14 protein-coding genes and 1 pseudogene are annotated in these 24,536 nt (G+C 67.7%); 7 read left to right on the forward strand and 8 right to left on the reverse strand.

Going from position 1 to position 24,536, the window contains the following annotated elements; all coding sequences use genetic code 11:
- The first annotated feature begins 16 nt into the window (after nucleotides 1-16).
- From EJJ38_RS14785 to EJJ38_RS14805, 5 genes are read left to right on the forward strand one after another with little or no spacing between them, the layout of a single operon-like run.
- Nucleotides 17-2,788 (forward strand): hybrid sensor histidine kinase/response regulator, encoded by a 2,772-nt coding sequence (locus tag EJJ38_RS14785; protein ID WP_127090886.1) that lies wholly within the window; start codon nucleotides 17-19, stop codon nucleotides 2,786-2,788.
- Entirely contained in the window at nucleotides 2,785-3,258 is a 474-nt protein-coding gene (locus EJJ38_RS14790; protein ID WP_127090887.1) for a chemotaxis protein CheW, read from the forward strand. Before EJJ38_RS14785 ends, EJJ38_RS14790 begins: the two co-directional genes overlap by 4 nt.
- A gap of 27 nt (nucleotides 3,259-3,285) precedes the next feature.
- Nucleotides 3,286-3,666, forward strand: a complete 381-nt coding sequence (locus EJJ38_RS14795; protein WP_127090888.1) for a response regulator — start codon at nucleotides 3,286-3,288, stop codon at nucleotides 3,664-3,666.
- Nucleotides 3,663-4,871: a chemotaxis-specific protein-glutamate methyltransferase CheB gene (cheB, locus tag EJJ38_RS14800; protein ID WP_245454260.1), complete on the forward strand. Its 1,209-nt coding sequence runs from the start codon at nucleotides 3,663-3,665 to the stop codon at nucleotides 4,869-4,871. The genes EJJ38_RS14795 and cheB overlap by 4 nt, the downstream gene beginning before the upstream one ends.
- Nucleotides 4,868-5,701 carry a CheR family methyltransferase gene (locus tag EJJ38_RS14805; RefSeq protein ID WP_127090889.1) on the forward strand — a complete coding sequence of 278 codons (834 nt, stop codon included), beginning with the start codon at nucleotides 4,868-4,870 and terminating at the stop codon, nucleotides 5,699-5,701. The genes cheB and EJJ38_RS14805 overlap by 4 nt, the downstream gene beginning before the upstream one ends.
- A 48-nt stretch (nucleotides 5,702-5,749) precedes the next feature.
- On the opposite strand, the gene EJJ38_RS14810 is transcribed toward EJJ38_RS14805, so the two are convergent.
- The 3 genes and pseudogenes from EJJ38_RS14810 to EJJ38_RS14820 all read right to left on the reverse strand — a co-directional run bounded on the left by EJJ38_RS14810 (nucleotide 5,750) and on the right by EJJ38_RS14820 (nucleotide 9,136).
- Entirely contained in the window at nucleotides 5,750-7,765 is a 2,016-nt protein-coding gene (locus tag EJJ38_RS14810) for a GAF domain-containing protein (protein ID WP_127090890.1), read from the reverse strand.
- Nucleotides 7,766-8,017: 252 nt separating this feature from the next.
- Nucleotides 8,018-8,226: pseudogene (locus tag EJJ38_RS20675) on the reverse strand (GMC oxidoreductase); the annotation flags it as partial.
- A 196-nt stretch (nucleotides 8,227-8,422) separates the two neighbouring features.
- Nucleotides 8,423-9,136 (reverse strand): GntR family transcriptional regulator, encoded by a 714-nt coding sequence (locus EJJ38_RS14820; protein ID WP_127090891.1) that lies wholly within the window; start codon nucleotides 9,134-9,136, stop codon nucleotides 8,423-8,425.
- 225 nt (nucleotides 9,137-9,361) lie between these two features.
- On the opposite strand from EJJ38_RS14820, the gene EJJ38_RS14825 reads away from it, so the two are divergent.
- Nucleotides 9,362-10,729 carry a malonyl-CoA decarboxylase gene (locus tag EJJ38_RS14825; RefSeq protein ID WP_127090892.1) on the forward strand — a complete coding sequence of 456 codons (1,368 nt, stop codon included), beginning with the start codon at nucleotides 9,362-9,364 and terminating at the stop codon, nucleotides 10,727-10,729.
- Entirely contained in the window at nucleotides 10,726-12,243 is a 1,518-nt protein-coding gene (locus tag EJJ38_RS14830) for a malonate--CoA ligase (RefSeq protein WP_127090893.1), read from the forward strand. The genes EJJ38_RS14825 and EJJ38_RS14830 overlap by 4 nt, the downstream gene beginning before the upstream one ends.
- A gap of 6 nt (nucleotides 12,244-12,249) precedes the next feature.
- On the opposite strand, the gene EJJ38_RS14835 is transcribed toward EJJ38_RS14830, so the two are convergent.
- From EJJ38_RS14835 to EJJ38_RS14855, 5 genes are all read right to left on the reverse strand, one after another.
- Nucleotides 12,250-13,158, reverse strand: coding sequence for a transglutaminase family protein (locus tag EJJ38_RS14835; RefSeq protein WP_127090894.1), 909 nt, complete (start codon nucleotides 13,156-13,158; stop codon nucleotides 12,250-12,252).
- Between the two features lie 104 nt (nucleotides 13,159-13,262).
- Entirely contained in the window at nucleotides 13,263-15,764 is a 2,502-nt protein-coding gene (locus EJJ38_RS14840; protein WP_245454261.1) for a circularly permuted type 2 ATP-grasp protein, read from the reverse strand.
- Nucleotides 15,765-16,145: 381 nt separating this feature from the next.
- A complete protein-coding gene (locus EJJ38_RS14845) occupies nucleotides 16,146-19,481 on the reverse strand; it encodes a transglutaminase family protein (RefSeq protein ID WP_127090895.1) in 3,336 nt (1,111 codons plus the stop codon).
- A gap of 155 nt (nucleotides 19,482-19,636) precedes the next feature.
- Nucleotides 19,637-22,840, reverse strand: a complete 3,204-nt coding sequence (locus EJJ38_RS14850) for an efflux RND transporter permease subunit (protein ID WP_127090896.1) — start codon at nucleotides 22,838-22,840, stop codon at nucleotides 19,637-19,639.
- A gap of 32 nt (nucleotides 22,841-22,872) precedes the next feature.
- Nucleotides 22,873-24,144 carry an efflux RND transporter periplasmic adaptor subunit gene (locus EJJ38_RS14855; protein ID WP_127090897.1) on the reverse strand — a complete coding sequence of 424 codons (1,272 nt, stop codon included), beginning with the start codon at nucleotides 24,142-24,144 and terminating at the stop codon, nucleotides 22,873-22,875.
- Between the last annotated feature and the right edge of the window lie 392 nt (nucleotides 24,145-24,536).

Genomic DNA, 24,536 nt, shown 5'->3' on the forward strand with positions numbered 1-24,536 from the left:
CCGTTGGAGAAAAACAATGGATGAGTTGCTGCGGGAATTTCTGACGGAGACCAGCGAAAGCCTCGACGTGGCCGACGCGGAGCTTGTGAAATTCGAGCGGGATCCGAACAATCGCGAGATCCTGAACAACATCTTCCGCCTCGTTCACACCATCAAGGGAACCTGCGGCTTCATCGGGCTGACGCGCCTCGCGGCGCTCGCCCACGCGGCCGAGACCCTCATGGACAAGTTTCGCGAGGGCATGCCCGTCACCCCGGACGCGGTGAGCCTGGTCCTCGTCTCCATCGACCGCATCAAGCTCCTGCTCGCCGAACTGGAGATCAATGAGGGCGTGGAGCCGGAAGGCTCCGACAGCGACCTCATCGAGCAATTGCTGGCCATGGCGGCGCTGGAGATCGTCGCGCCCCCGCCGCCGGTTCCCGCCACGGTTCCGGTCCCGGCCAAGCCCGTGGGCATGGGCGCGCTGGTGACCCAGAGCCTGGAGCGGGAACTGCTGCCCGGCGAAGTGCCGCTGGACGAACTGGAGCGCCTGTTCCGCCAGACCGAGGTGGAAGTGCCCATGAAGGGCGCCTCCAAGCAGAAGCTGCCCGCCGCTCCCAAGCCCGCGGCCCTGCCCGCGCCCGTCGAAGAGGCCGCGAAGACCGTTCCGGCCAAGTCCTCCGGCAAGCCGATCCTGGTGAAGGACGACGAGCACCCGTCGAAGAAGGACGAAGACGGCGCCCACGGCACCCCGGTGGCCGCCCAGTCCATCCGCGTCAGCGTGGGCATGCTCGAACACCTCATGACCATGGTTTCCGAGCTGGTGCTGACCCGCAACCAGCTGCTGGAAATCGCCCGGCGCAACGAGGATCACGATTACAAGGTCTCCCTGCAGCGCCTGTCCAACGTGACCGGCGAGTTGCAGGACGCCATCATGCGCACCCGCATGCAGCCCATCGGCAATGCCTGGCAGAAGCTGCCGCGCATCGTGCGCGACCTGGCGCAGGAGCTGGGCAAGCATGTCGAGCTGGAAATGCACGGCAGCGAGACCGAGCTGGACCGGCAGGTGCTCGACCAGATCAAGGACCCGCTTACCCACATGGTGCGCAACTCGGCGGACCATGGGCTGGAAATGCCCGAGGAGCGCCGCCGCCTCGGCAAGTCCGAGAAGGGGCTGATCCGCCTCTCCGCCTATCACGAGGGCGGGTTCGTGATCGTGAAGATCTCCGATGACGGCAAGGGCCTGGACCTCGCGCGCATCAAGGCGAAGGCGCTGGAGAACGGCCTCGCCGACGAGGCCGAGCTGGCCAAGATGTCGGACGGCCAGATCTTCCGCTTCATCTTCGCTGCCGGCTTCTCCACCGCCGCGAAGGTGACCAGCGTGTCCGGCCGCGGCGTCGGCATGGACGTGGTGCGCTCCAATATCGAGTCCATCGGCGGCACGGTGGACGTGCAGTCCAAGGCGGGCTCCGGCTCCACCTTCATCATCAAGATCCCGCTGACGCTGGCCATCATGCCGGCGCTCATCGTGGAAGTGTCCGGCGACCGCTTCGCCATCCCGCAGAATGCGGTGCTGGAACTGGTGCGGGTGAAGGCGGATTCCGAGCATGCGGTGCGCCGCCTGAACGACTCGCCCGTCCTGTGCCTGCGCAACCAGTTGCTCCCCATCCTGCATCTCGGCCGCCTGCTGGGCCTCGTGGATTCCTCGGTGGAGACCACCGAGGCGGAGTTCGAGAACCGCCTGATCGCGGTCATGCATGTGGGCAATGAGAGCTTCGGCGTGGTGGTGGACAGCGTCTCCCACACCGAGGAGATCGTGGTGAAGCCCATGTCGTCGGTGCTGCGCCAGGTGTCCCTGGTGTCCGGCAGCACCATCCTGGGCGACGGCCATGTGATCATGATCATCGACCCGAACGGCCTCGCGCAGTCGGTGGCGACCACGTCCGAGGCCACGGCGGCCAACGTGCTGGCCAGCTCCGTGCATGCCGATGCGGACGCCGATCAGGTCATGTCCCTGCTGCTGTTCCGCGCCGGGTCCGAGGATGTGCGCGCCGTGCCGCTCTCCCTGGTCACGCGCCTGGAAGAGCTGTCCCAGGAGACCATCGAGAAGGTGGACGGCCGCTCGGTCATCCAGTATCGCGGCAAGCTCATCCCCATTCTGGTGGCCAATGGCGCCCCCGCCGAAAAGGGCGTGGGCACGCGGCCCATGCTCATCTTCTCCCACGATGCCCAGGTCATGGGTCTCGCGGTGGACGAGATCGTGGACATCGTGGAGAGCCAGCTCGACCTGGAGATCGCCTCCACCTCGCCCCAGACAGTGGGTGGCGCCATCATCAATGGCCGCGCCACCGAAGTGCTGGATGTGGGCTACTTCCTCTCCCAGGCCTTCTCGGACGACGCCAACCATCTCTCCTCGAAGGCCGAGCAGCCGCGCCTGCTCCTGGTGGACGACAGCCCGTTCTTCCGCAACCTCCTGCAGCCGGTCCTGAAGGGCAAGGGCTACGCGGTCATCGCCTGCGCCTCCGCCCATGAGGCCCTGGAGCGGCTCGCCGCCGACAACCGCTTCGCCGCCATCGTCAGCGACGTGGAAATGCCGGAGATGGACGGCTTCAGCTTCGCGGAAGCGGTGCGCGGCAAGCTGGGCATGACCGACGTGCCGATCATCGCCATGGCGGGCTCCAACCCCTCCCTGGCGATCCAGCGCGGCCGGGCCGCCGGCTTCACCGACTGCGTCGCCAAGTTCGACCGTCCGGGCCTGATCTCGGCCCTTCAGGAATTCACCGGCTCCGCCCAGGGAGAAGCGGCATGAGCAAGACCCATTCCGACGCCGAAAAGGCCGCGGGTGTCATCCAGTATGTGACGGTGCGCATCGCGGGCCAGCTGTTCGGCGTGCCCATCGAGATCGTCCATGAAGTGTTCACGCCCGACCGGGTGACCCGGGTGCCGCTGGCGCCCGCCGAGATCCAGGGCGTGCTGAACCTGCGCGGCCGGATCGTCACCATGGTGAACATGCGCCGCCTGCTGGGCCTCACCTCCACCGGCGAGACCAAGACCGCCGTGGGCATCGAGCGGCATGGCGAAGCCTTCGGCCTCGTTATCGACGAGGTGGGCGAGGTGCTGGTGCTGGAGAGCGCGAAGCGGGAGGCGAACCCCGCCAATCTCGACCCGCGCTGGGCCGAACTGGTCATCGGCGTTCACCGCCTGTCCAACGAACTGATGCTGGTGCTGGATGTCGAACGGGCCTTGTCCCGCCTCGGCGCCCGCCGCACCGCCGCGTAAGCCTGAGCCAGGTGTGAGGAGGAGAACATGAAGACAGCCCTGGTGGTGGATGATTCCCGCGTCGTGCGGATGGTTGCGCGGCGCCTGCTGGAGCGGCAGTCGTTCGTCGTTTCGGAGGCGCAGAACGGCCAGGAGGCCCTCACGGCCTGCTACGACGCCATGCCCGACATGATCCTTCTGGACTGGAACATGCCGGTCATGAACGGCCTGGAATTCCTGAAGAGCCTGCGCGCGAGCCCGGGCGGGACCACGCCGAAAGTGATCTTCTGCACCACCATGAACGACATCGACCACATCACGCAGGCGCTGTCGCTCGGGGCTGACGAATACATCATGAAGCCCTTCGATGCGGACATCCTGAACGAGAAGCTCGAAGTCGTCGGCCTCATCCAAGAGCTTTCCGAATGACCGCTCCGGCGCCCCAACCCCTCGAAGCCGCAGATGCTCCCCGTCCTATCCGGGTCATGGTGGTGGACGATTCCGTGATGGTTCGCGGCATCGTCTCGCGCTGGCTCTCGGAGGAAAAGGGCGTCGAAATCGTCGCGACCCACCCCAATGGACAATTGGCGGCGAACGACGTGCAGAAGACCCAGCCCGACGTGGTGGTGCTGGATCTGGAAATGCCCGGCATGGACGGCCTCACCGCCCTGCCGCTGATCCTGGAGCGCCGGCCGGGCGTCGCCGTCCTGGTGGCGTCGGCCCTCACCCGGCGGGGCGCGGAAGTCAGCCTGAAGGCGCTGACGCTCGGCGCCGCCGACTACCTGCCCAAGCCCGACGCCTCCCGTGGCATGGCGGCGGCGGACGATTTCCGCCGCGAACTGACCACCAAGGTGCGCAGCCTGGGCCTGCGCATCCTGAAGCGCTCCTTGCCGCGCCCGCCCGTTGGCCCGCCCGTGCCCGCTCCGGTGGCGCCGGTCGCCGCGCCTGTGGTGGAGCGGGAGAAGGCGCCGCCGCCCGCCCCGTTCCCCGCCCGTCCCCGGCTGACGGAAGCCCGGGCTCCGGGGAAGCTGAAATCCTATTCCATGTCCCCGCCGGCCATCCTCGCCATCGGCAGCTCCACGGGCGGCCCCCAGGCGCTCACGCGCCTGTTCGGTGATATCGGCCCGGCGCTCGGCCATGTGCCCACCGTGGTGGTCCAGCACATGCCGGCCACCTTCACCTCCATCCTGGCCGAGCACATCTCCCGCGCCGCCGGACGGCCCGCCCGCGAGGGCGTGGACGGGCAGCCGCTGGAAGCGGGGCATATCTATGTGGCGCCGGGGGGCTTCCACATGGTGCTGGAGAAGCAGGGCAAGGACACGGTGATCCGCATCCAGGACACCGAGCCGGTCAATTTCTGCAAGCCGGCGGTGGATCCCATGTTCCGCGCCGTCGCCGAGATCTACGGCCGCACGACCCTCGCCATGGTGCTCACGGGCATGGGCTCTGACGGGGCGAACGGGGCGCGCCTGATCACGGCCGCCGGGGGCAGCGTGATCGCGCAGGACGAAGAATCGAGCGTGGTGTGGGGCATGCCGGGCGCCGTGGTCGCCGCGGGTGCCTGCGCCGACATCCTTCCCATCGGCGAGATCGGCAAGAAGGTGACACGGATACTGACGGGAGGGCGCGCATGATCTCGGCCGGCGATTACGAATTCCTGCGCTCCTACCTGAAGGCGAAGTCCGGTCTCGTCCTGACCGACGACAAGCATTATCTGCTGGAGAGCCGCCTCGATCCCGTCATCCGCCGCTTCGCGCTCCAGGACATGGCGCGCCTCGCCCGGGGCCTGCGGGAGAACCAGCCGCTCGGCCTCGCCGAGGCGGTGATCGAGGCCATGACCACCAACGAGTCGCTGTTCTTCCGCGACAAGCGCCCGTTCGACCTGTTCACCACCGAGATGCTGCCCGCCCTCGCCAAGGCGCGCCGCAGCCACCAGACCATCCGCATCTGGTGCGCCGCCGCCTCCACCGGCCAGGAGCCCTATTCCATCGCCATGGCGCTGAAGGAGAACGCCCACCTGCTTGGCGGGCGGAAGGTGGAGATCCTCGGCACCGACCTGTCCACCGAAGTGCTGGCCCGGGCCGAAGCCGGCATCTACAACCAGTTCGAGGTCCAGCGTGGCCTGCCGATCCAGCTCCTGCTGAAATATTTCACGAAGGTCGGCGAGCAATGGCAGATTTCGGCGGATCTGCGTGGAATGGTGAAGTACAGGAAGCTGAATCTGCTTGATTCTTTCGCCATGCTCGGCGTGTTCGACATCGTCTTCTGCCGCAACGTGCTCATCTATTTCGACGTGCCCACCAAGGAGAACATCCTGGGCCGCGTCGCCAAATGCATGGCCCCCGACGGCTATCTGCTGCTGGGCGGCGCCGAGACGGTGATGGGCATTTCCAATGCCTTCGTGCCGGGCACCAAGCCGGGCTACTATGTGCCCCGGGCCCGCGCCATGGAAGCGCTGGCCTGACAGGTCAGCCGGCGCGCCGCCTCGCAGGGCGTGCGCCGGCTTTCCTTTTCAGACGTGGGCGGCGCTGCCCCGCCCCTCAAGAGCGTCCAGCGCGAGGGCAAGGCTGCCTGCCATCTGCTTCGCCGTTTCCAGGGCCGGGGGAGAGAAGAAGCCGCTCGCGTCGGCATGCAGCACCAGCACCGCGCGCACCCGCCCCTTCAGCATCACCGGCAATGCCGCGCAGGCGCCATCGCCGGGCCGCGTGAAGCCGCAGCTATTGTCCACTGCAGGCGCACCTGTGGCGAACACGCCGGGGACCAGTCCGCCGCCATCCGCGAGCGTCGGCTCCCTCGTCTCGAAGCCTGCGATGGCAAGGGTTTTGATCCGCCCCTGCTCATCCATGCCACGGACCTGGGCAAGGGCGAAGCCGCCGGTCTCCACCGCGATCCAGCAGGCGCGCTCGAACAGATCGGCCAAGGTTTCCTCCCTGCCGGTCAAGGCGGCCACCTGGGCGAGCAGGGCGCGCTCGCGAATCAGCGCCTCGACCTGCACCTCCAGCCGGTAGCGCTCCAGCAATTGCCCGGCCTGCCCGCCAATGGCATCGAACAGGCCGATCAGGTCCGTGTCCGGCGGCCGCACGAAATTCCCGAACAGGCAGATGACCCCCCTCACCCGGCCCCGCGCGGTCACGGGAAAGGCCACGGCGGACCTGAGGCCCGCGGCCACCGCCGCAGCCGTCCGCAGATAGCTCGGCTCCGTCTCCACATCGGGCACCCAGACCGGAATTCCCGCCCGCCACACCCGGCCGGGAAGCCCATGGCCGGGCTCGAACATCATGGCCTTGGTCTGGGCGAGGAAATCCTCCACCGGCCCCGGCGCCGCGTGCCAGGTCGCCACATGGGCGAGGCGATCCTCGCCGGGCGGCACCTCCCACAATTCGCCCAGGGCGAAGCCGCCCTTGGTGCAGATGGCTTCCAGCATGCGGCCGGCACCGTCCTGCGGGGATGCGGCCTGCGCGAGGGCGGATGTCACGGCCCGCTGCATCTCCGCGCTCCACTGGCTCGCGGAGCGGCGCGTCACTTCCGTCTCCAATTGCCGGGCGTGATCGGACAGTTCGCTGAGCAGGCAGTGATTTTCAAAGATCCGCCCGAGATAGGAGGCGAAGATGGTGAGCAGCCGCTCATCGTCCGACGTGAAGGCATCGCCGCTGATGCGGCTGGTGGCGCACACCCAGCCATACTGGCGCGTGGGGGAGCGCACCGGGATGACCAGCATGGCCCCCACGGGCGGATAGGCCCAGGGCAGGCCGAGATCATCCGCATCGCTCACCGGCCCCGAGCGCCGCAGGGGGCCGGTGGCGGACAGGGGAACGGGATGCGGCATGGCATTGGTCAGGCCCGCCTCCACCGCCGCGGCGGCTTCGTCCGACAGGCCGCTCACGGCCACATGCCCGGCGGCGGGCGCGCCCGGCTCCCACAGGCCCACCACCGCATGGCGGGCCGCCACCAGATCGCGCGTCCAGCGGCAGAAGGTCTTCACCAACTGGCCGGGCTCGCGCTCCGAGGTGATCTGGAGGCACATCTCGATGAGCGCCATGAGGCGGCTGGTGGTCCATTCCAGCTCGTCGGCGGTCTGCACCAGCTTGTCCGCCACGAGGCGCATATATTGCCGCTCGGCGGTCTGTTCCGCCTCCTCGCCAGCGGTGCCCGCACCGGCCGCGCCAGCCAGCAGCATGCGCACCACCCGCAGCACCTCTTCCGGCTCGGCAGGCTTGGTCAGCACATATTTGACGCCGCAGGCGCGGGCGAGGCTCAGGGCCTCACGCTCGTTGAAATGGGCGGTGTAGAACACCACCGGCACCTCTGCGAGCGCGGGGTCGCGCCGCAGCGCCTGGACGAGTTCATAGCCGTCGCCGGACGGCATCAGGATATCGGAGATGATCAGATCGGGGCGATCCGCACGGGCCGCCTCCAGCGCGGACCAGCCGTCGAGCGCCTCGGCGATGGTGAAGCCGCCATGCTTCAGCACCGTCGAGAGGAACTCGCGGTTCACCGCGTGATCATCCACGATCAGGATCTTTTCCACTTGGCGTTCCCCCGCCCGGCCTTCGGCCAGACTCCCCTCGCCAGATTCGGCGAGAAGGAAAATGTGCTTTTGGAATGAGATGTTTTTTGTGGCCGTTCCAATCTCCAAAGGGGTAGCGAACGGCGCGCCGGATCGTATCCAACTTTGCTCTTACCGCAAGGGGAAAGCGGAAAGGACCTAGGATCTTGAAGGGTTTCCCGGAGCGTCGGAGATCCGCGTGAGGAATTTGCGACCATCTTCCCCAGGTCACGATCAGGTCGGAGTATCGTCCAGGACCATCCGCGCGGCCTTCTCGCCGACCATGATGGCGGAGAATTGGTGTTGCCGGACGTGCCGGCGGGCATCACCGATGCGTCCGCCACCCGCAAGCGCGAATCCACCACCGCCAGCGGGTCGGAGGGCAGGCCCCTCTTCGGCCTGCCCACGGGATGGAAGGTGGTGGTGCCCACCTGGCCGGCGGCATGGGGCGGGCACTAGGGCCGATCGACATTCAAGCGGTCGGGACAGGTTTTCTAAGAGTGCGGCGTCATGGCCGGGCAGCATCTCCCTGGGGCGGTAGACACCGAGCGCCGGGCCGGAAACTGGTTGAATCTGGAATGTTTCAGCTTTGCATGGAAACGCTGAAACACTCACTCTCCTTGTTTTTACGCATTTCCTTCACGTGAACCGCTTCGCACTTCGCCCGGAAATGCTCTCATCCCCGCCCACCAGCGGGGCGTCCGCTTCCTCCTGGAGCGCGCGCAACAGCGACATGAAGCGCTCCCCCTGCACCAGCACATGGTTCCGCAGCAGGTCGGCCGCCGCATCCCCGTCTCCCGCCAGCAGAGCGGACAGGATGGCCTCATGCTCAGCGAAGGACGTCTCCATGCGCCGGGGCACGCGCAGCTGAAGGCGGCGATAGGGCTGGAGGCGGAGCTGGTGGCGGCGCGCCTCCCCGGCCATCACGCGATTGGCGGCGGCGGCATAGATGGCCTGATGAAACGCGGCGTTCGCGGGGTAATAGGCCTCGTCGTCCCCCGCCTGCATGGCCGCTTCGCAGGCGGCATGGACGGCCAGGAGGGTGGCGCGGTCGTCCGGCGTCATGCGCCGCGCGGCGAGGCGCGCGCAGGCCGCTTCCAGCTCGGCCATGAACTCGAAGGATTCGATGAGCGCGCGCGGCCCCAGCAGCGCCACGAACGCCCCCCGGCGGGGGCGGATCTCCACGAGGCCGGACGCCGCGAGCAGGATCAGCGCCTCGCGGATGGGGGTGCGCGACACGCCAAAGCGCTCCGCAAGGCTCGCCTCGTCCAGCCGCTGGCCGGGACGCAGGCGCCCCGCCACGATCTCCTCCTCCAGCGCCTCGCGCAGGCGCGGCGTCGCCTCACCCCGCATGACCTCATCCCTCCCGGCTCCACCAACATAATGCAACTCAGGCTATCTTGCATACTTGATTATTGACTTTCCATACTTCATCGCTTTTCATGCGCCTCGTCCTCGGGAGTTTACGCCCATGCCCCTGCGTTTTCACAGGCCGTGCGCCCCCTGCGAAGGACGGCTTGCCAAGGGGGCCGGCGCCCTGTCCCATGGGGGACGCGCGAACGTCACGGAGCGGAGGCCATGAGCAGCAATACGAGCTTCTTCGGCGACCTTCTCACCACCATTGCCGAGCGCGGTCGCGCTCTGCTGGACCGCAATGCCCGGACCAGCGGCGCGACCCGCGCGGCCACCCTGGTGGAGCGCTGCGAGCACCTGCTGTCGGGCCGGGGCGAAGCCTCCGGCGTCGCCATGGCCACCGACATCCTCTCCCGCTACGAGCGCATGAAGAGCGGCGAGCGGATCGCCTTCTTCGAGCAATTGCTGGAGACCTTCGGCCCCGACCTTCCCCGGCTGGAGAAGGCCATCGCCGCCCATGCCGCCAAGCCGTCGGACGCCACCGTCACCGAGCTTCACGCCGCCAGCGAGCCGCGCCGCCAGGAACTGTTCCGCCGCCTCAATCTCGCGCCCAGCGCCACCCTGAAGCTGGTGCGCATGCGCGAGGACCTGATGGACGCCATGGTGCGCCGCCGCGACCTCGCGCCGGTGGACCGCGATTTCGGCCACCTCTTCTCATCCTGGTTCAATCGCGGCTTCCTGGTCCTGCGCAGCATTGACTGGTCCACGCCCGCCAACGTGCTGGAGAAGGTCATCCGCTACGAGGCGGTCCACGCCATCAGCGGCTGGAACGACCTGCGCGCCCGCGTGGATTCGCCCGATCGCCGCTGCTACGCCTTCTTCCATCCCGCCCTGGTGGACGAGCCGCTCATCTTCGTGGAAGTGGCTCTTATGAAGGAGGTGCCGGGCGCCATCCGGCCGATCCTGGAGCAGGAGCGCGACGTGATCGACCCGGCCGCGGCCACCACCGCGGTCTTCTATTCCATCTCCAACTGCCAGCGGGGGCTGGCCGGCGTGTCGTTCGGCCATTTCCTTATCAAGCAGGTGGTGGAGGAAATCTCCCGCGAGATCCCCGCCCTCTCCACTTATGTGACCCTCTCCCCGGTCCCCGCCTTCCGCGCCTTCCTGGATGCGCAGCGCAAAGCGGAGCCCAACGCCCTCCTCACGCCCGCCGACCGCAAGGCCCTGGACCTGCTGGACGAGGCCGGCTGGGAAGAGCGCCCGGAGGCGATCGCGGAACTGACCCCCGTCATCAACGCCCTGGCGGGCCATTATTTCCTTGTGGCGAAGTCGTCCAAGGGCCGCCCGCTCGATCCCGTGGCCCGTTTCCATCTCGGCAACGGCGCGCGGCTGGAGCGGGTGAATGCCATGGGCGACCTCTCCAAGAAGGGCATCGACCAGGCCGCCGGCCTGATGGTCAATTACCGCTATGTGCTGGCCGACATCGAGAAGAACCACGAAGCCTTCGCGGGCAAGGGGGAGATCGTGGCGAGCGCGGCGGTGAAGAAACTCCTGCGCGGGGATGCCTCGCGCGCACTGGTACCGACGAAATGAGCAGCAATCATCTCTTCGCCGCCATCCGCGCGGCCATTCCCGCCCTCGACGCGCCGCTGGTGACCCATCCGGACGGCGGCATGGAGACCTATGCCGACGCGCTGGCCGCTTCCGGGCGCCTCGCCAACCTTCTGGTGGCGCGCGGCGTGAAGCCCGGCGACCGGGTGGCCGTGCAGGTGGACAAGTCCTGGACGGCGCTGGTGGTCTATCTGGCGGCGGTGCGGGCGGGCGCGGTCTACCTGCCGCTCAACACCGCCTATACGCTGGCGGAGGTGGAATATTTCCTCTCCGACGCCGAGCCCACTTTGTTCCTGTGCCGGCCCGAGATCGAGCCGGAGGCCCGCGCCCTTGCCACGCGCCTCGGCGTTCCCTGCGTGGAGACGCTGGGCGCGGACGGGACGGGGTCGCTGACGCGGGCCGCCGCCGACCTGCCGGAGGCGTTCGAGGACGTGCCGCGCGGCGCGGACGATCTGGCCGGGATCCTCTACACGTCGGGCACCACCGGGCGCGCCAAGGGCGCCATGCTGAGCCACGACAATCTTCTCTCCAATGCCCTCACTTTGCGGGACTATTGGCGCTTCACGCGGGACGACGTGCTGATCCACGCGCTGCCCATCTTCCATACGCACGGCCTGTTCGTGGCCACCAATGTCATCCTGCTGGCCGGCGCGCGGATGATCTTCTGCCCGAAGTTCGACGCGCGGGAATGCCTGTCCCTGATGCCCCAGGCCAGCAGCCTCATGGGCGTGCCCACCTTCTACACGCGCCTCCTGGACCAGCCGGGACTCACGCGGGAGGCCACCGCCCATGTGCGCCTGTTCGTCTCCGGCTCCGCCCCGCTCCTCGCCGAGACCCACCGCGCCTTCCGCGAGCGCACGGGCCAGGCGATCCTGGAGCGTTACGGCATGACCGAGACCGGCATGAACACCTCCAACCCCTATGACGGCGACCGCCGCGCGGGCACGGTGGGCTTCCCCCTGCCCGGCATCGACCTGCGCATCACCCATGCGGAGACCGGCGCCGTGCTCGGCACCGACGAGATCGGCATGATCGAGGTGAAGGGGCCGAACGTGTTCAAGGGCTATTGGCGCATGCCCGAGAAGACCGCCTCCGAATTCCATGACGGCTTCTTCATCACCGGCGACCTCGGCAAGGTGGACGGCACGGGCTATGTCCAGATCGTCGGGCGCGGCAAGGACCTCGTCATCACCGGCGGGTTCAACGTCTATCCGAAGGAAGTGGAAACCGAGATCGACGCCTTGCCCGGCGTGGTGGAGAGCGCGGTGATCGGCCTGCCCCACAAGGATTTCGGCGAGGGCGTCACCGCCGTGGTGGTGATGGCGAAGGGCGCCACGCTCACGGAAGCCGACATCCACGCCAGGCTTGAGGAGCGCCTCGCCAAGTTCAAGCTGCCCAAGCATGTGATCTTCGTGGACGAACTGCCGCGCAACACCATGGGCAAGGTGCAGAAGAACGTGCTGCGCGACACCTATAAGGATCTCTACGCGGGATAGCGCGCGTCAGGAGGCCGGGGCTTCCGCCTGCGGGCGCTCCACGGGGATCACGTCCACGCCCACGGCGAGCATGTGGTCGCCCGAGGCGACGATGACGCCGTCCACCGGCGATACGTCCGCATAATCGCGGCCCACGGCGAGGATGATGTGGTCCTCGCCCACCGGAATGGCATTGGTGGGGTCGAGGCCGATCCAGCCCGCCTGCGCCCCGCACCACACATCCACCCAGGCATGGGTCGCATCCGCACCCGCCAGCCGCTGCTGGCCGGGCGGGGGCACGGTGCGCAGATAGCCCGACACATAGCGGGCGGGGATGCCGATGCCCCGCAGTCCGGCGATCATCACATGGGCGAAGTCCTGGCACACGCCGCGCTTCGCCGCGAAGGCCTCGGAGGGCAAAGTCGTCACGTCGGTGGCGCCCGGCTGGTAGACGAAGCCGTCCTTGATGCGCTGCATCACCTCCAGCGCGGCGACCAGCACCGGGCGATCCGGCGGGCAGCTTTCCGCCACCCAGTCCGTGATGACCGGATCGAAGGGAACGGAGCGCGTCGGGAACAGGCCATGCACCGGGGACGCGGGCGACAGGTCGAAGGAGCCCAGGGCCTCTTCGCGCACGGCATCCACGATGGGGGTGGTTTCGGGGTCCGGCAGCGGCAGCGGGTGCACGTCGATGCGCGCCCGCATGGAGATTTCCAGCCGCTCATGGGGCGTGTCGAACGTCACGTAGCAGATGGCGTTGCCGAAGAAGTCCTCGGCATGCTCGATCTCGCTGGGTGGCGGCTTGGTGTCGAGCATGTGGGCGATCACATGCTGGTGCACCCCCTGGTCCACCGGCGTCATGCGCAGCACCTGGCGCGCGGCGCGCACCGGGGCGCCATAGGTGTAGGTGGTGGTCTGGCGGATGTCGTAGAGCATGCCCTAGAGCGTTTCCGAGAGAAGTGGGAAGCGGTTCGCGTGACGGAAACGCGATAAATAAAGAGATAGAGCGTTTCAGCGTTTCCGTGAAACACTGAAACGCCCTAGCCCTGCCCGGGCCAGAAATCGGACGCCGATTCCTGGATGAAATAATGGGCGGAGACCTCGTCCGACAGCAGCATCAGGTCGTTCTCCAGCGCGTCGAAATCCGCGAGGTCGAAGCTGTCCGCATTGGAGGCGGTGAGGTCCGCCTGCATGCGCGCGACGATCCGCTCGGAGAAAGGCGGCGGCTCGTCCGGGTCGCGGCCGGGCAGCACCTTCAGGTGCGCCGCCATGCGCGCCACCTGGAAGGCGAAGGAGCGGGGATTGTCCGGGTCCAGCAGGACGAGGTCCAGCACCGGCCCGCGCGCCTCCATCATCACATAGCGGCTGCGATAGGTGATCTGGCTGTCCGACAATTGCAGCAGCGCGTTCAGCGCGCCCTGGGGGGCGCCCGGCTCGCCGAAGGTGCGCACGAAGCGCATGAGGGCGATGGAGCGCTCGATGCGCCGCCCCATCTCCAGGAAGCGCCAGCCGGTCAGCCGGTTCATGTTCTCGCTGGCGAGGCCCGAAAAGGCCGCGACGATGCGCAGCGCCGAATCCGCCCGCTCATGGGCATCCGCCTCCGTGGGCGAGGCGGGCACGGGCGCATCCACGCAGGCTTCAAGGTCCACCAGCGCGCGCCAGGCATCGGGCGAGAAACGGTCGCGGATCACCGAGGCGGCGGCGCGCGCATTCTTCACCAGTTGCGGCAGCGCGCCGGGCAGGTCATGGCGGGTGAGCGCGGCCACCGCATAGCGCCCGGGCGTCGCGCGGGCGAGGTCGCGGGGCATGGCGCCCCAGGAGGACAGGAGGGTGAGAAGCCGCGTCACCAGCGGACTGGACGCGGGCTCGGTCTCCGAGAGGCGCCCCACCAGCACGCGCACGAGCCGCAAGGTCGCCTCGGCCCGCTCCAGATAGCGGCCGAGCCAGAAGAGATTGTCCGCCGCGCGGCTCGGCAGGGTGCCGGAGGAGCGGCGCACCCGCACATTCTCCGCGGTGGGCAGCAAGGTGGTGCCCGCCACGTCGCCGTCCGCCAGCACCCAGACATCCGCCGAGCGGTCGCCGCGCTGGATGGAGAAGGCCCGGGCGTCCACATTCTCGGAAATGCGGCAGAAGCCGCCGGGCATCACGCTCCAGCCATCCTCGGTGGCGGCCAGGAACACGCGCAGCACGAAGGGGCGCGGCTCCAGGCGGCTGCCGGTCCAGACCGGCATGGTGGAGAGGCGCGCCACATCCTGGCCCACAAGGTCCGCCCCGCGCCGGGCCAGAAGGCCGTAGAGCTTGCGCCGGTCCGCCGCCCCGAGGTCCGCGCCCAGCGCCGAAGACTGGAACGGCAGGCCGGAGACCGAGGTGCCGAAGGCGGGCGCGATGACAAGGCTGTCCAGATGGTCGGTCACCTGGGTGCGCTCGGCCTCCTGGCCGCACCACCAGGTGCCCACATGGGGCAAGGAGAGGCCATGCCCCAGGACCTGCATGGCGAGACGCGGCAGGAAGGCCATCAAGGCGGGCGTCTCCACAAGGCCCGAGCCCAGCGCATTGGCGAGCACCGCGCGCCCCGAGCGCACCGCATGGACAAGACCGGGCACGCCGAGCCGCGAGCGGGCATTCAGCTCCAGCGGGTCGGTGAAGTCGGAATCCAGGCGGCGCACCACCACGTCCAGGCGGCGCAAGCCCGCCACCGTGCGCACGAACAGGGAATCCCCGCGCACGGTCAGGTCCTCGCCCTCCACCAGGAGGAAGCCCAGATAGCGCGCCAGGAGCGCATGCTCGAAATAGGTCTCGTTGAGCGGCCCCGGCGTGAGCAGCCCGATACGCCCCTCGCCCGTGCGATCGAGCTTGAGCAGCGAGGTGCGGAAGGACTGGAAGAAGCCCGCGAGGCGCTCCATGCGCATGGTGCGCGAGACATCCGGCAGGGCACGGCTGAGGGCAAGGCGGTTCTCCAGCGCATAGCCCGCGCCCGAGGGCGCCTGGGTCCGGTCGGAGAGCACCCACCAGCGCCCGTCGGGGCCACGCCCCACATCGGCCGCGTAGAAGCGCAGGAAACGGCCACCGCGCGGCTTCACATGCACCAGGGGCCGCAGGAATTCGGGGCTGCCCGCCACGGCCGCCGCCGGCAGCGCGCCATCGCGCACCAGATCGGCGGGGCCGTACAGGTCGGCCAGCAGGCGGTCCAGCAATTCCGCCCGCTCGGCGAGCCCGCTGGCGAGATTTTCCCAGTCGGCCTTGGCGATGAGCAGGGGCACATGGCTGAGGGCCCAGGGCCGCTCGCGCCCGCCGCCATCGTCATAGACGCGATAGAAGACGCCGGAATCCTTCAGGTAGCGATCGGCCGCATCGAACCGGCGGCGGACCTCTTCGGGGCCAAGCTCACCCAGTGCCGCAAGGAACGGCACCCAATGGGCGCGCGGGCGCCCCTCGGCGTCCATCATCTCGTCGCGGATGCCCGGCAACGTGGCATAACCGCTGACGAAGCTCGCCACGGCGGTCTCCTGGAAGGCGTCGCTGCGTTGTTCAACCCCCGACACGCCGGCGCCTCCCTGATGACGTTGCTCCCTTGGTCGCGGCGGTCAGGATTCCCGCGGCCGACCCCGAGGAGCCGAGCCCGGACAGCGCCCTTGGCGTGCGATCCTGCCAGATTGGGTCAATCTGGCGGGTGAATCGCCCTCCAAGCCAGTCCCGGAACAGACATGACCCGATCAGCTTGCTGCACAAGCTGATCGGCGCACGTTCCAGCGGCGCTCCCTCGAAAGAACCCGGACAGCGACCCTGCGTCTTCGACGCAAGGGGGCATCACCGGGCGCGGAACCGTCCCGCCCGATACGACCCCAGCCGCAACGGACCACGGGTCATTAGACCCGTGATCCTGCGACAGGAAAAGCAACTTTTTCCAAACTGGACGCGCGATCTCAGATTCCCACGGGACGACGCAGGTCGAGCGTGGTGGGGAACTCGTCCGGCGCGCGCTCGTCCGGCACATGGGGCACGCCCGGCGTGTGGCCGTGCGCCTGGAAGCGCGCAAGCCGGCGCGCCTCCGCCTCGTAGGAATTGACCGGATAGGTGTCGTAGTTGCGTCCACCGGGATGCGCCACATGATAGACGCAGCCGCCGCGCGAGCGCCCGCTCCACGTATCGATCAGATCGAAGGTGAGCGGCGTGTGCACGGGAATGGTGGGGTGGAGGCCGTTCGGCGGCTGCCAGGCCTTATAGCGCACGCCACCGACGAAGGTGCCGTTGCGCCCGGTTGGCGCCATGGGGATGCGACGACCATTGCAGGTCATCACATAACGGGTCGGGTTGAACCCTTCCACCTTCACCTGGACGCGCTCGACGGACGAATCCACGTAGCGCACCGTGCCCCCGACGGCCCCCTCTTCGCCCAGCACATGCCAGGGCTCCAGGGCGCCGCGCAACTCGATATCCACGCCCGCGCGCTGGATCTTGCCATAGGCCGGGAAGCGGAACTCGAACTGCGCCTTGAACCACAGCGGATCGAATTCGTAGCCGGCCTCCGCGAGGTCGGCGAGCACATCCTCGAAGTCCGCCCACGCATAATGCGGCAGCATGAAGCGGTCGTTGAGGGTGGTGCCCCAGCGCACGCAATTGCCCTGCAAAGGCTTGCGCCACAGCATGGCGATGAGCGCCCGCAGCAGCAATTGCTGGGCAAGGCTCATGCGCCAATCCGGCGGCATCTCGAAGCAGCGGAACTCCACCAGCCCAAGCCGGCCCGTGGGCCCGTCCGGCGAATAGAACTTGTCGATGGAGATTTCGGTGCGGTGGGTCGAGCCGGTAACGTCGATGAGGATGTTGCGCAGCAGACGGTCCACCAGCCACGGCTGCGGCGGCAGATCCGTTCCCGGCTGCGGGATCTTGGAAAGCGCGATCTCCAGCTCATACAGGCTGTCGTGGCGCGCCTCGTCGATGCGGGGGTGCTGGGAGGTCGGGCCGATGAACAGGCCCGAGAACAGGTAGGACAGCGAGGGATGGCGCTGCCAGAACAGGATCAGGCTCTTGAGCAGGTCCGGGCGGCGGATGAAGGGGCTGTCGGCAGGGGTCGCCCCGCCCACCACCACGTGGTTGCCGCCGCCGGTGCCGGTGTGGCGCCCGTCCGTCATGAACTTTTCAGTGCCGAGGCGCGACTGCCGCGCTTCCTCATAGAGGATGCGTGTGGTCTCCACGCAATCCCTCCAGGTGGCGGCAGGATGCACGTTCACTTCCAGCACGCCGGGGTCGGCGGCGACGCCGATCACCCGCATGCGCGGATCGAACGGCGGCGGATAGCCTTCCAGGTGCACCGGCATCTTCAGCTCGGCGGCCACCGCTTCGACGGCCGCGAGGAAGTCGAGATAGTCTTCCAGCACCTCGCACGGCGGCATGAACACGCAGATGCGTCCATCCCGCGCCTCGATGGAAACGGCGGTGCGCACCGCGCGCGCGATCGGGTCCGGCACGCGGGCCATATAGTCGGCCAGGATCTCGCGGGCCCGCTGGGCGGCCGGCACATGGCCGGTTTCGGGATTGCGCTCATAGCCCTGCGCCGTCGCGTCCGGATCCGGGAGCGGGCCGCGCTCCTCCATCGGGTCCGCCGGGATGGAGTGGGGATAGAGGATGGGGGGCAGGTAGGGCAGCGAATCCAGCGGCAGGCGGAAGCCGATGGGGCTGTCGCCGGGCACCAGGAACAGGTGGTCGCGGCGGAAGCTCCACACTTCGCTCAGCCAGCCGCTGCCGGCATTGGCGTTCAGCCGCTGCACGGGAATGACAAAGCCGCGCGGCGCCAACATGCCGGAGGTGATGGCCTTGGCCAGGGTGAGGCGCGCCTCGGGGTCTTCCAGCCTCTTGTCCCCAGGCTGCAGGTTTTCCGGCAGCTTGGCTTCCTTCAGCAGGAAGTGGGCAATGTCCTCATAGGCCGGGTGCACATATTGCGGGCCGAGGCCCAGGCGCTCGGCCAGCGCAGTGGCGAAGCGCTTCGCATCGTCAGGGCCGACGCCGTAGTCGCGCGTTTCGTCCGCGATCAGCGCCTCGTCCGACCAGATGGTCTTTCCGTCCTTGCGCCAGAACAGGCCGAAGCTCCAGCGCGGCAGGGGTTCGCCGGGATACCACTTGCCCTGGCCGAAATGCAGCACGCCGCCCGGCGCGAAGTGGCGGCGCAGGCGGCGGATCAGTTCGTCCGCGCGGCCACGCTTGGTGGGGCCGAGCGCGGCGGTGTTCCACTCCGCGCCCTCGTAATCGTCGATGGAGACGAAGGTCGGCTCGCCGCCCATGGTGAGGCGCACGTCATTGGCGCTGAGATCCCGGTCCACCTTCTCGCCCAGCGCATCAAGCGAGGCCCAGCTCTCATCGGAGAAGGGCAGCGTCACGCGGGGCGCCTCGGCGACGCGGGTCACCGTCATTTCAAAGTCGAACTCGACCTCGGCGGGCTCGACCAGCCCGGTGATGGGGGCCGCGGAGCTGTAGTGCGGGGTTGCCGCCAGAGGAATGTGTCCCTCGCCGCACAGCAGGCCGGACGTGGCGTCGAGGCCGATCCAGCCCGCGCCGGGCAGATAGACTTCGGCCCAGGCGTGCAGGTCGGTGAAGTCCACGTCGGTGCCGGACGGGCCGTCCAGGGACTTCACGTCGGGCTTCAGCTGGATGAGGTAGCCGGAGACGAAGCGGGCGGCGAGGCCGAGGCGGCGCAGCACCTGCACCAGCAGCCAGCCGGAATCGCGGCACGAGCCCAGCGCCGAGCCCAGCGTCTTGTCCGGGGTCTGAACGCCCGGCTCCATGCGGATGACATAGCCGACCTTGCTCTGGATGGCGAGGTTCAGCTCCACCAGGAAGTCCACGGTGCGGCGCTTCTCGCGGGAGACGCCCGCCACGAACGCATCCAGCAGCGGCCCGCTGTCGTCCAGCTCCAGATAGGGCGCCAGCTCGCTCTTCACCTCGGCCGAATAGGCGAAGGGGAAATGCTCGGCGGCGTCCTCGATGAAGAAGTCGAAGGGGTTGGTGACGGCGAGGCTCGCCAGCAGGTCCACTTCCACCTTGAACGCGGTGGTGCGCTCCGGGAAGACGACGCGCGCCTGCCAGTTGCCGAACGGGTCCTGCTGCCAGTTGATGAAATGCTCGGACGGCGAGATCCGCAGCGAATAGGCGGGAATCTCGGTGCGGCTGTGCGGCGCCGGGCGCAGGCGGATGATCTGCGGGCCGAGGGCGATCGGCCGATCATACGTGTAGCTGGTAACGTGGTGTAGGCTGGCAAGAATGGGCATTGGCAGGCACCGGTGCGGGTGGGCAGGCTTCGCCCAAGGTTAGACAAGGGGTTGCGGCCACGGAAGCATCAGTTTGCGGCTCAGTGCCATAATTGGAGGCACGGTAACACCGCCGGAGACGCGACGGCCCGCCCCGGAGGGCGGGCCGCGGAACATCAGACGGACGCCGGCTCCGCCGGGCCCGAGGGCGCATGTCCGCCGGGCGCGGAGCCGGCGGGACCGTGCGTTTTCGGCTTGCGACCCAGCACCTTCTCCTCGAAGCGCTGGAGCACCGCATAGAAGGACGGCACGAACAGGACCGCCAGACAGGTGGACGCGAGCATGCCCGAGACCACGGCGATGCCGATGGACTTGCGGGAGTTGGCGCCGGCGCCCGTAGCGAACACCAGCGGCAGCACGCCGAGGATGAAGGCGAAGGAGGTCATGAGAATGGGGCGGAACCGAAGGCGTGCCGCCTCCACCGCCGCATCCGTGATCTCCATGCCCTCCGCCCGTTTCTCGCGGGCATATTCCACGATGAGGATGGCGTTCTTCGAGGCGAGCGCGATCAGCAGGACGAGGCCGATCTGGGTGTAGAGGTTGTTCGCCGCCCCCACCGCCATGAGCGCAGCCACCGTGCCCAGCAGCGCCAGCGGCACCGCCAGGATCACCGCCAGCGGCTGGATCCAGCTCTCATACTGTCCGGCCAGAACCATGTAGACCAGCAGGATGGCGAGGCCGAAGACGTAGTACATCTGCGAGCCCACCTGGTTCTCCTGGTAGGACATGGCCGTCCACTCGAAGCCCATGCCCGGCGGCAGCGTGGCCTCCGCGATCTGTGCCATGAGGTCCAGCGCCTGGCCGGAGGAGAAGCCCGGGGAGTTCACGCCCACGATGGTGGCCGAGGGGTAGAGATTGTAGAGCGAGATGAGCGGGGCGCCTGGCACGATCCGCACGTCGATGAGCGTGCCGAGGGGCACCATGGTGCCCTGGGCGCTCTTCACCTTCAGGTTCTGCAGGTCCGTGGGCAGCAGGCGCGACTTGGCCTCGGCCTGGACATAGACCTGGAAGACGTTGCCGAACTTGTTGATCTGCGTGACGTAGCTCGATCCCACATAGCTGGAAATGGTGGTGAAGACCTGATTGACGCTGATGCCCAGCGTCTCGGCCTTCACGCGGTTCACGTCCACCTGGAGCTGGGGCGCCGAGGCGCGGAACGAAGTGGACAGGTGCGAGAGCGCCTTCTGCTCGTTGCCCTTGCGGATGATCTCGTCCGTGACGTTCTGCAGCAGGCTGTAGTCGAAATTGCCGTCGCGGATCTGCGGCTGCATGGTGAAGCCGGAGGCGTTGCCGATGCCCTGGATCGCCGGCGGCACCAGCACCGCGACCTGCGCTTCCTGGATCTTGGCGAACTCGCGGTTCATGGTCATGTAGATGGACAGCAGGTCCTGTCCCTTGTGCTGGCCGCGCTCGTCCCAGCTCTTGAAGGGCACGTAGATCACGCCGGCATTGGCAAGCGTGGCATTGTTGTCCAGCACGGAGATGCCGGTGATGCCGAGCGTCGTGGCGACGCCGGGAACCTTCAGGGCGATATCCGCCACCTGCGCCACCACCTTGGAGGTGCGCTCGGCGGAGGCGGCATCGGGAAGCTGGACCGCCAGCACCACATATCCCTGGTCCTCGATGGGCAGGAACGAGGTGGGCAGGCGCGCGAGACCCCAGCCGGCGAGCGTCATGAGGCCGATGGCCACCAGAACCATGAGCTTGGAATGGTGCACCATGCGGCTGATGAGGCCCGCATACCAGTGCTCGCACTTGTCATAGACGGCGTTGAAGCCGCGATAGAAGGCGTTCTTCTTGTCGTTGGGCACCGGCTTGCGCAGCCACAGGGCGCACTGGGTCGGCTTCAGGGTCGCCGCATTGATGGCCGAGATGAAGGCCGTCGCCGCGATGACCAGCGCGAACTGCTTGAACATCTCCCCGGTTAGCCCGGGTATGAAGGAGGCCGGCAGGAAGACCGACATCAGCACCAGCGTGATGCCGATGACCGGGCCGAACAGTTCGTCCATGGCCTTCTCGGCCGCGGACTGGCCGTCCATCCCCTCCTCGATATGCCGCGCCACGCCTTCCACGATCACGATGGCGTCGTCCACCACGATGCCGATGGCGAGGATGAGGGCGAACAGCGTGGACAGGTTCACCGTGAAGCCCATGGCCGCCATGGCGGCGAAGGCGCCGATAATGGTCACCGGCACCGTGGTCGCGGGAACCAGCGTGGCGCGCCAGTCCTGCAGGAACAGCATGATGACCACGAGCACCAGGATGCCCGCCTCGAACAGGGTCTTGTAGACCTCGTCGATGGAGGCGGTGACGAACAAGGTGGTGTTGAAGGGGATCTGGTACTTCACGCCCTCCGGGAACGACTTGGAGAGCTGCTCCATCTTCTTCTCGACCGCATCCGCCACGTCGAGGGCGTTGGCCTCGGGAAGCTGGAAGATGCCGATGCCGGTGGCGGCCTTGTTGTCCTGGGTGAAGATCTTGGAATAGCTCTGGGCGCCCAGTTCCACGCGGCCGATGTCGCGGATCCGCACGATCCGGCCGCCATTCTGGTTGTCCACCTTGACGATGATGTTCTCATAGTCGGGCGCGTCGTTGAGGCGGCCCTGGATGTTGACGGTGTATTGGAAGCCCGTGCCGCTGGGCGCGGGCGGCGCGCCCACCTGTCCCGCCGTCACTTCCTGGCTCTGGCCCTGGATGGCGTTGATGACCTCGGACGGCGTCAGGCCGAAAGCCTGCATCTTGTCCGCATCCATCCAGATGCGCATGGCATAGCTGCCCGCGCCGAACACCACCACGTTGCCGACGCCCGGCAGGCGCGCCAGCTCGTTCTGGACATAGATGCCCGCATAGTTGGACAGGAACAGGCCGTCATAGCGCCCGTCCGGCGAGGTGAGGGTCACGAATTCCAGGATGGACGTGCCCTTCTGGAACACCGACACGCCCTGCACCTGCACCGCCTGGGGCAGCGAGGCCATGGCGATGGAGACGCGGTTCTGCACCAGAACCTGCGCCATGTTCGGATCGGTGCCGATGTCGAAGGTGACGACCAGCGTATAGGTGCCGTCCGCCGCGCTCCACGACTGCATGTAGAGCATGCCCTGGACGCCGTTGACCTGCTCCTCGATGGGCAGCGCCACGGTATCCACCATGGTCTTTGCGCTGGCGCCCGGATAGGAGGTGGTCACCGTCACCGTGGGCGGCACGATATTGGGATACTGCGCCACCGGAAGGCGGATCAGGCAGACCGCGCCGATGAGAACGAACAGCAGGGCGAGCACATTCGCCAGTACCGGCCGCTCGATGAAAAAGCGCGAGATCATGGTCGTCGCCTAACGTTTCGAGGGACCGATAATTAGTTCTTCGCGCCCGAAGCAGCGGGCGTTCCGGACTTCTGCTCGGGCGGCGGCGAACCGATGGGCGCCTTGGGGGCCTCGGTGCCGGTCATGGTGGTGGTCTCCACCGTGACCTTCGAGCCCGGAATGGCGCGCTGCAGGCCGTTCACCACCACGTTCTGGCCGGCGGTGAGGCCGCTATTGAGGGCCCGCAGCCCCTTGTCCTGGAGCTGGCCCATCTTCACCTGGACCTGCTTGACCGAATTGTCGGTATCCACAACCAGCACATAGGAGCCGGTCTGGTTGGTGCCGATCGCGGTGTCGTTCACCACCACGGTGGGCTGGGCCGGGCCGAGCGGCAGGCGGATGCGGACGAACAGGCCCGGCAGAAGCGCGAGGTCCTTGTTCTCGAAGATGGCCCGCACCGTGAGGGTGCCGAGATTGGGGTCCACCTGGGGAGAGATGTAGTCGAGCTTGCCTACGTGGGGATAGCCGGTCTCGGTCTGGAGGCCGATCTCCACCGGGATGTCGCCGACATTCTCAGACACCGCCTGGAGGCTGCGCCCCCGCTGGGCCAGCGCCTGCTTGATGTTCAGGACCTGGGTCTCGGAGAGGGAGAACCACACATAGATGGGGCTCACCTCCACGATGGTGGCAAGCTTGGTGGGGCTGCCATAGCCCACCAGCGCGCCCACATCCTGAAGATGGGCGGTCACGACGCCGTCGAAGGGCGCGGTGACCTCGGTGTAGCCGAGATTGATCTTGGCGAGGTCCAGGCTCGCCTGTGCGTTCTGCACATTGGCCACCGCCTGGTCGCGCTTGGCGCGGGCCTGGTCGAGGGTCGCCTGGGAGGCGAAGTCCTGCTTGGCGAGCTGATTCTGCCGGTTGTACTCGGCCTCGGCCTGGACCTGCAGCGCCTGGTTGGCCGCGAGCACGGCCTGGGCCTGGGCCACGTCCGCCTTGTACTGGTCCTGCTCGATGACGAAGAGCACCGTGCCCTTCTTCACCAGCGCGCCGTCCTTATATTTAATGTCGGTCAGGAAGCCCTGCACGCGGGCATTCAGGTCCACCGTATTGATGGAGGCCGTGTTGCCGGTCAGTTCCAGGAAGCGCGTCACCGGCTGCTCGGGCGCCGGGGCGACGGTCACCGTGGGCGGTGGCGGCGCGACATAGGTGTTCTTTTCCTCGCATCCCGCCAGCGCAAGCGCAGCTGTGGCGCACGCGGCAACGGCTCCGCGCCGTCCCCAGGATGCGAAACCGGCAACGCCACGAACACTAATCACCCCGGTCATGCCCATCCCCCGACCGTCGAAGTCGGGCGGATACTACGCAGCGCACAACGGGCTGTCCATGACACAGACCGACCCTTTCCCGCCTTTGCGGCCCGCCTCCCCTTGCGAGAGGACGGGCGCGATCATTGACAAGGCCGGGTACCGTTCATAAGTCTCCCTCCGGCAGAGCGGTGTCTCCCCACCAAGCCGCCCGCGGGCCCAGGCCGGCAGAAGCCCCTTGGTGCTGGTGCCGACCCCGCGCATTCGCTCGTTTGAAACGCCTGCGGAATGCGTCCGGAACCCGGTTCGGACTTGGTAGCGCCGCATTGAAGGCGTCGTTGGGGGGGGCGTCCTCGGCCCGGAAGCGCGGTGGCCGTCCACGCGCATCCCGATATGGCGACGGAACGGATAGA

Origin of the sequence: Aquabacter cavernae, assembly GCF_003993795.1 — a bacterium.
Taxonomy (GTDB): Bacteria; Pseudomonadota; Alphaproteobacteria; order Rhizobiales; family Xanthobacteraceae; genus Aquabacter; species Aquabacter cavernae.